At 62.9% G+C, this 7,898-nt stretch carries 4 protein-coding genes; 1 reads left to right on the top strand and 3 read right to left on the bottom strand.

Going from position 1 to position 7,898, the window contains the following annotated elements:
* Positions 1-438: 438 nt before the first annotated feature.
* Complete coding sequence (gene mnmC, locus AC07V9_RS18530) at positions 439-2,415, bottom strand: bifunctional tRNA (5-methylaminomethyl-2-thiouridine)(34)-methyltransferase MnmC2/FAD-dependent 5-carboxymethylaminomethyl-2-thiouridine(34) oxidoreductase MnmC1 (RefSeq protein WP_495017109.1); 1,977 nt, start codon at positions 2,413-2,415, stop codon at positions 439-441.
* Between the two features lie 311 nt (positions 2,416-2,726).
* On the opposite strand from mnmC, the gene pap reads away from it, so the two are divergent.
* Positions 2,727-4,229 carry a polyphosphate:AMP phosphotransferase gene (pap, locus tag AC07V9_RS18525; RefSeq protein WP_495017108.1) on the top strand — a complete coding sequence of 501 codons (1,503 nt, stop codon included), beginning with the start codon at positions 2,727-2,729 and terminating at the stop codon, positions 4,227-4,229.
* A 126-nt stretch (positions 4,230-4,355) separates the two neighbouring features.
* Here pap and AC07V9_RS18520 read toward each other — a convergent pair whose 3' ends face one another.
* A complete protein-coding gene (locus AC07V9_RS18520; RefSeq protein ID WP_495017107.1) occupies positions 4,356-5,699 on the bottom strand; it encodes an HlyD family type I secretion periplasmic adaptor subunit in 1,344 nt (447 codons plus the stop codon).
* Between the two features lie 12 nt (positions 5,700-5,711).
* Positions 5,712-7,877 carry a type I secretion system permease/ATPase gene (locus tag AC07V9_RS18515; protein WP_495017184.1) on the bottom strand — a complete coding sequence of 722 codons (2,166 nt, stop codon included), beginning with the start codon at positions 7,875-7,877 and terminating at the stop codon, positions 5,712-5,714.
* Between the last annotated feature and the right edge of the window lie 21 nt (positions 7,878-7,898).

Raw genomic sequence — 7,898 nt, 5'->3', positions numbered from 1 at the left:
GTCATGATCATCACTGAACCTGTGGGAGCTTCTGGAGCTGTGCGACAGTGGCGAAGGCGGTTTGTCTGACGCACCGCTTTCGCGGCCGTCGTACCTCCGGCTGCTCCTACAGGGGATCTGCGGCGTGCCAAAAAGTCATGATCATCACTGAACCTGTGGGAGCTTCTGGAGCTGTGCGACAGTGGCGAAGGCGGTTTGTCTGACGCACCGCTTTCGCGGCCGTCGTACCTCCGGCTGCTCCTACAGGGGATCTGCGGCGTGCCAAAAAGTCATGATCATCACTGAACCTGTGGGAGCTTCTGGAGCTGTGCGACAGTGGCGAAGGCGGTTTGTCTGACCCACCGCCTTCGCGGCCGTCGTAACCTCCGACTGCTCCTACAGGGATAGGCTTTGTTTGCAGAATGTGTGACCGGCGCAGGATGTGTGGAACGGGCTGATTCACTTCCCCCGAATCAACTGCCGCAGCACGAACCTGTTCGGATGGCAGGCCTCGGCCACGCTGCGTGGCAAGGGCAGGGGCTCGTTGTCCAGCCAGGCGGCAATCAACTCCCCCGACAGCGGCGCAGTGATCAACCCGCGTGAGCCATGCCCGCTGTTGATGTACAGCCCGTCAAGCCAGGGGCATTGCACATCAGGCGTCTGCCGGGCGTCTTTGCGCAACACCGCAAACGCCTCCATGAACGCCTCGCGATCTGCCAGCGGGCCGACGATGGGCAGGTAATCCGGGCTGGTGCAGCGAAACGCCGCGCGACCTTGCAGCTGTTCGGCAGGCAAGTGGTCGGCTTGCAAGCGCTCGGTCAGGTCGTCGGAGATCTCCCGCAAAAGCGCCAGATTGCCCAGATGCTCGGCGGTGGTCGGGGTCAGGTCGTCGCTCTTGAAGTCAAAGCTGGCCCCCAGCGTGTGCTCGCCCAGACGCCCCGGCGCAACGTAGCCCTCGGCGCAGACCACCGTGCTCAACGACTGGCTGGCCTTAGTTTGCGCCAGACGGGTGATCTGCCCGCGAATGCGCTTGAGTGGCAGCTGCGCGCTGGCCGGGAAGCGTTTGACCTCTGCCGCCCCCGCCAGCACCACGACCGGCGCCGAATCCAGCAAACGCTCGCCATCCCACGCCTGCCAGAGGTCGCCGTCCCGCCGCAATTCGACGACGTCGTGATGCGCCATCAGGCGGATGTTCGAAGCGTTCGCCTGATGCCGACACAGCGCTGGCGGGTGAACCCAGCCGCCTTCCGGGTAGAACAGCCCGCCGCTTGCCAAGGCAACGCCTGCTTTGGCTTCGGCGCCAGATTGATCCAGCACATGCAGCAAATCAGGGGAAAACGCCGCCGCCAATTGCGCCTGTCGCTCGCCTTCCTTCTCGTCGAACGCCAGTTGCAGCACCCCGCAGTCACCCCAGTCGACGCCCCGCTCAAGCCGTTCCAACAAGCGCCGCGTGTGGCCAAAACCACTGAGGATCAGCTGCGACAATGCCGTGCCATGGGCCGAGAGTTTCAGGTACAGCACGCCTTGAGGGTTGCCTGACGCTTCCTGGGCCAAGTCGCCGTGCCGCTCCAGCAAATTGACCTGCCAGCCCCGCGCCGCCAGACTTGCCGCCGTCGCACAACCCGCCAGCCCCGCGCCGACGACCAGCGCCTTGCGCTCGCGATGATTCAGCGCAGGTCGGGCAAACCAGGGCTTGGCCGAGGCAGGTGCAGGCGTCTCTTCAGGCCAGCCGATGAACGCGCCCCTGAGCACCTCCCATTTGTGACCGATGCCCGGCACCCGCTTCATCTTGAAACCAGCCGCATTCAGCGCCCGACGCACCCAGCCGGTGCTGGTAAAGGTGCCGAGGGTCGAACCGGGCGCGGCGAGGCGAGCCAGTTCGGCGAACAGCTCAGGCGTCCACATCTCCGGGTTTTTCGCCGGGGCAAAGCCGTCGAGAAACCATGCGTCGATCGGGCCGTCCAGCTGCGGCAGCATGTGAAGCGCATCGCCGATCAACAGGGTCAGGGTGACCCGCCCGCCGTCGAACACCAGCCGCTGAAAGCCTTCGTGAATCGCCACGTATTGCGCCAAGAGTTGATGGGCAAAGGGCTTCAGCTCCGGCCACAGATTCAGCGCCCGGGTCAGGTCTGCGCGGCTCAGAGGAAACTTCTCCACGCTGACGAATTGCAAACGCGCGCCGGGTGTGGCGCAGGCCTCGAACAACTGCCAGGCGCAGAGGAAATTCAGCCCCGTACCAAAGCCGGTCTCGCCGATCACCAGCCGTGCGTTTGCAGGCAACGCTGTGAAGCGGGCCTGCAGGTCGTTCTGGGTCAGGAATACGTGACGGGTTTCGGCCAGCCCCGATTCGTTGGAAAAGTAGACGTCGGCGAATGCCCGGGAAATCGGGTTGCCGTTTTCGTCCCAGTCGAGCTGGGCGTGCTGGATGGTGGTCATGATCGGGCTACTGAAGGCGCGTTGGCAGGTGCAAGGCCGGCATCTTAACCCACTGCGACCCTTGCTTCGCTGTATGAGGATTGACCCATGGCAGTGATTCGCTGTCATATCCCACATCGCTCGCATCAATCCGCGCGGTCCCATACGAAATGCCCTGTCACTCGGTGATGCTGCGTTGAAAACAGCCTCGGAATGCTCATTTACGACACGTAGACTCCGCTTCCTCGGCTGTTTTCGCCTTGCCTCACCTTCGCGGCAGAACATTTCGTATGGAACCGCTAGTCTTGAGCGACAAGGAACGGGAGCTCTACATGTTCGAATCCGCTGAAATCGGCCACACCATCGACGACGAAACCTACGACGCTGCGGTGCCGGCCCTGCGCGAAGCGCTGCTTGAAGCCCAGTACGAACTGCATGAACAGGCCAAGCGCCAGATCATCGTGCTGATCAATGGCATCGAAGGTGCGGGCAAAGGCGAGACGGTCAAGTTGCTCAACGACTGGATGGACCCGCGCTATATAGAAGTGCGCACCTTCGATCAGCAGACCGACGAAGAACTGGCCCACCCGCCGGTCTGGCGTTACTGGCGCCAGTTGCCGCCCAAGGGCCGCATCGGCATCTTTTTCGGCAACTGGTACAGCCAGATGATTCAGGGGCGGGTGCACAAGCAGTTCAAGGACCCGGTGCTGGATCAGGCGATCAATGGCGCCGAACGTCTGGAAAAGATGCTCGTCGATGAAGGCGCGGTGATCTTCAAATTCTGGTTTCACCTGTCCAAGAAGCAGATGAAGCTGCGCCTCAAGACCCTCAAGGACGACCCGTTGCACAGCTGGCGCATCAGCCCGCTGGACTGGCAGCAATCCCAGACCTACGACAAGTTCGTGCGCTTCGGCGAGCGGGTGCTGCGACGCACCAGCCGCGACTACGCGCCGTGGCACGTGATCGAGGGGGTGGATGCCAACTACCGCAGCCTGACCGTGGGCCGCCTGTTGCTCGAAGGCTTGCAGAACGCGCTGAAGACCCCGGAAGGCAGCACCAATCTGGTCAACATCGGGCCGCTGCCGAGCAACACCGACGAACTGAGCCTGCTCGACAATCTCGACATGACCCTGTCGCTGGAAAAGGATGATTACGACGAACAGCTGATCACCGAACAGGCGCGACTTTCGGGCCTGATGCGCGACAAACGCATGCGTCGTCACGCCTTGGTGGCGGTGTTCGAAGGTAATGATGCGGCGGGCAAGGGTGGGGCGATCAAGCGAGTGGCGGGCGCTCTGGACCCTCGGCAGTACCACATCGTGCCGATTGCCGCACCGACCCAGGACGAGCTGGCGCAGCCTTATCTGTGGCGCTTCTGGCGGCAGATTCCGGCGCGGGGCAAATTCACTGTGTTCGACCGCTCCTGGTACGGTCGGGTGTTGGTGGAGCGCGTCGAGGGTTTTTGCTCGGAGGCCGACTGGTTGCGCGCTTACAGTGAGATCAACGATTTCGAAGAACAGCTCACCGATGCGGGAATCGTGGTGGTGAAGTTCTGGCTGGCCATCGATGACGCCACGCAGTTGGAGCGTTTCAAGGCGCGGGAGAAGATCCCGTTCAAGCGCCACAAGATCACCGACGAAGACTGGCGCAACCGCAGCAAATGGCCGCTGTATCGCGAAGCAGTGGGGGACATGGTCGACCGCACCAGCACCGAAATCGCTCCGTGGACGTTGGTGGAAGCCAACGACAAACGCTGGGCCAGGGTGAAGGTGCTGCGCACGATCAATGATGCGCTGCAAGCGGCGTTCGAGAAGAGCGATAAGAAGCGCAAGTAGCCTGAAACCTGTGGGAGCGAATTCATTCGCGATGCGGTGGTACATCCGACAAAAAATCATCGGGTGTACGGGCCAATCGCGAATGAATTCGCTCCCACAGGTTGTGCTGTGTGACCGAGGGAAGAATCACCGCTCGCGCAACGCCTCGGTGCGCGCCTTGAGCACAGGTTTCAACAGGTAATCCATCACACTCTTCTCCCCGGTAATGATGTCCACCGTCGCCACCATGCCGGGAATGATCAGCAGTGGCTTGTCATCGCCGCCGAGGTGGTTTTTGTCGGTGCGCACCTGGATCAGGTAGAAGGTGTTGCCCTTGTCGTCGGTGGTGGTGTCGGCGCCGATCAGTTCGAGCCTGGCGGGCAGGCCGCCGTAGATGGTGTAGTCGTAGGCGCTGAACTTGACCATGGCTTTCTGGCCGGGGTGCAGGAAGGCCACGTCCTGGGGGCGGACCTTGGCTTCGATCAGCAGGTTGTCGTCCAGCGGCACGATTTCCACCATGTCGCTGCCCGGCTGAACCACGCCACCGATGGTGTTGACCTTGAGCGTCTTGACGATGCCTTTCACCGGCGAGGTGACGGTGGTGCGGGTCACGCGATCGTCGATGGCGATGCTGGTGGCGCTGGCTTTGGCCAGGTCCGAACGTTTGTCGTTCAGATCCTTCGCAGCATCCGAACGGAAGCTGTCCAGCGACTCCTGGATCTTGCTCTTGATCTCACTGATCGCCGCTTCCGCCCGAGGAATCGCCAGGGAGGTCGCGTCCATTTGCCCTCGCGCTTCAGAGGCCTTGCCCTTGAGCCGGATGATTTCCACGGGCGACACCGCGCCGCTGTTCACCAACGGCGCCGACATGCTCAGCTCCTGTTGAATGAAGCCCAGCTGATTGCGGTACTGGTCCTGTTTGGAACGAAACTCGGCGACTTCCTGGGTCTTCTGTCGCAGCTGTTCCTGCAGGGTGCGCTGTTCGCTGGCCAGACGGCGCTGGCGCGAGTCGTACAGCGATTGTTCATCGGCCGCCACCTGCGGCGCCTTGCTCAGCACCTCGGCGGACGGCTTGAACGGCCGCCCCTCGGACTCCGCCGAAAGCCGGTCGACTTGGGCCATCAAGGTGTATTTGTCGACTTCGCTTTCGCCCTTGTTCGACAGAAACCGCGTGTCGTCCAGGCGCAGCAGGGTATCGCCCTTGTTCACGATCTGTCCTTCACGCACGAAGATCTCGGTGACGATGCCGCCTTCAAGGTTCTGGATAACCTGAACCTTGCTCGAGGGAATCGCCTTGCCTTCGCCCATGGTCACTTCTTGCAACACGGCGAATTTGGCCCAGACCAGCGCGGTGATGATCAGGGCGGCGGCGATCCATACCGTGACCCGCGAGCGGCGCGAAGCATCTTCTGCCGCAACGCCTGCGACTTCGGGCATGAACGCGTTGTCGACCTGGCGGCCAGGTTGAAAATAACTGTGAGCGGAAGACATGGGTAACGCTCCTTAAACCGTGGTCGGGCCGACGCGGCCCTTGCGCAGGGCGTCGACGACCCGCTCTTTGGGCCCGTCGGCAACGACCTTGCCGTTGTCCAGCACAATCAGGCGGTCCACCAGGCTGAGCATCGACATGCGATGGGTGACCAGCAGCAGCGTCTTGCCCTGCATGCGATCGAACAGCTTCTGGCGCAGGACGTCTTCGCTGGCGTTGTCCATGTGGCTGGTGGGTTCGTCGAGCAGCATGATCGGTGGGTCGAGCAATAGCGCGCGAGCCAGCAGAACGGCCTGACGCTGACCGCCGGACAGCAGTTGCCCGCGCTCGCCAACAGGGCGATCGAAGCCCAGCGGATGGTTGCGCGCCAGCTCCGTAACGCCGGTCAACTCGGCCACTTCCAGCATTCGCGCATCGGTCACGTAACGCGCGCCGAGGGTCAGGTTGTCGCGCAGGCTGCCGGCCAACAACGGCAGGTCGTGGGCGACATAGCCCACTTGCTGACGCAGGTCGGCGACGTCCACCTGACGCAGGTCCAGCCCGTCGAGCAACAGCTGGCCTTCGTCTGGCGCATAAAAGCCCATCATCAGCCGCGCCAGGGTGCTTTTGCCTGAGCCGCTGCGGCCGATGATGCCGATGCGCTCGCCCGGCCTGACCGTGATGCTGACGTCGTTCAGCGCCGCTGGCGTGCCCGGCCCGCCGTAGGCGAAGCTGGCCTTGATCACCTCGATCGCGCCCATGAGCCGGGTATGTTGCAGCGGGTGTTTGGCGGGGTCGCGTTCTTGCGGCAGGGCCATCAGCGCGTCAGTGCTTTTCATCGTCAGTTGCGCTTGTTGATAGCGAGTGATCAGCCCGGCGATCTGCCCCAGCGGCGCCAGTACGCGGCTGCCGAGCATATAGCTGGCAACCAGTGCGCCGACGCTGAGGTTACCGGCGATGATGATGTAGACCCCGGCCACAATGGTCGCCATCCCCGAGAACTGCTGGATGAACAGCGTGCCGTTGCTGGCCAGCGCCGAGAGGTCGCGAGCGTGACTGTCCAGGCGGGTGAGGGCGCCATGGGTGGTTTCCCATTTGTGCTGGCGTTCGCTTTCGGCCCCGCAGGCCTTGAGGGTTTCCAGGCCGCCAAGGGTTTCCACCAGCAACGCCTGACGCTCGGCCCCCAGCGCGAGGCTGCGTTCGACGGTGTCGCGCAGGCGTATCTGGATGATCCAGGCAAACACGATAGTGATCGGGAACGCAACCAGGGGAATCACCACCAGCCAGCCGCCGAGCAGACCGATCACTGCCAGCATCAGCACGGCGAAGGGCAGGTCGATGATGCTGGTCAGGGTCACGGCGGTGAGAAATTCACGCAGGCCCTGGAAGTCATGAATGCTCTGAGCGAACCCTCCGATGGTGGCCGGACGCGCCTTCATCGACATGCCGGTAATGCGCTCGAACAGCGTCGCCGAGAGGATCACGTCGGTCTTCCTGCCAGCCTGATCCAGCAGGTGCGCACGCACCAGCCGCAGGGTCAGCTCGAAGCCAGTGCCGATCAGCAGCCCGATCGCCAGCACCCACAACGTTGAGGTCGCCTGATTGGGCACCACGCGGTCGTAGGTCTGCATGACGAACAGCGGCACCATCAGGCCCAGCAGATTGATCAGCAGGCTGGCCAGAATCGCGTCGCTGTACAGCCAGCGCGATAGCTTGAGGGTGTCGCGAAACCAGGCGTTGACCCGCGGCACCAGCGGCGTGCGCAGGTTCTCCAGCTCGTGGCGGGGGCGGGCGAACAGCGCCTGGCCGGTGTAGAGCAGTTCAAGCTCTTCACGGGTCACCCGTTGTTCGCCGCCATCGGCCTCACTGGGCAGGATCAGCGCGCGGCCGTCCGCTTCCCAGCGCCGGAGAATCGCGCAACGGTTGCCCTTGAGCAACAGCAGCACCGGCAGGTTCAGGCCGTCGATGGCGTTGAGGTGACGGCGCAGGATGCGCGCCTGCAGACCGGCCCGGGCAGCGGCGCGGGGCAAAAGATCGACGCTCAAGGATTGTTGCGCCAGGGGCAGACCGGCACTCAGGCTTGTGCGGCTGGCGCTGCAGTCGTGAAGGCGGCAGAGGATGAGCAAGCCATCCATCAGCGGGTCGTCGAAGTCCGAACGTGGGTCGAACGGATAAGCGGGCTCTAATTCAGGCAGTTCCATGCTGGTCACAGACTTCTCCCG

The sequence above is a fragment of the Pseudomonas sp. GW821-FHT02A11 genome (assembly GCF_059421985.1).
The sequence above is the reverse complement of the archived record's forward strand: the minus strand, read 5'-3'. Positions and strand labels throughout refer to the sequence as shown.